General features: G+C 67.6%; 1 protein-coding gene. It reads left to right on the top strand.

All coding sequences use genetic code 11. The annotated features are described in order from the left end of the window. The coding region (locus tag EN859_RS37050) for a lasso peptide biosynthesis B2 protein (RefSeq protein WP_135913738.1) at positions 1-296 on the top strand (296 nt) is incomplete at both ends.

The following is a 296-nucleotide window of genomic DNA, read 5'->3' as shown; positions in this document are numbered from 1 at the left end:
GCGCCCGGCTGATGCCGGTGCTGATCGGCCAGCGCGACTTCGAGACGGTGCTGAAATGGGCGCCGCTCAACGCGCCCGCACCCTATCGCGGCTTGCCTTCGGCCTACATCGTCACCCGGGTCAACCGCACGGTCCGGCATCCTTGGCTGATGCGCGACCGCAGATGCCTGAGGGAGGGGCTGCTCGGCTTCCGCTTCCTGCGCATGGCCGGTCTCGATCCGGAATTGCGCTTCGGTGTCGATACCAGGTCGATGAACGAGCCGCGCCTGTCGGCGCATTGCTGGGTCTGCCTCGAC

This window comes from Mesorhizobium sp. M00.F.Ca.ET.216.01.1.1, assembly GCF_004010325.2.
GTDB lineage: Bacteria > Pseudomonadota > Alphaproteobacteria > Rhizobiales > Rhizobiaceae > Mesorhizobium.
The sequence above is the reverse complement of the archived record's forward strand: the minus strand, read 5'-3'. Positions and strand labels throughout refer to the sequence as shown.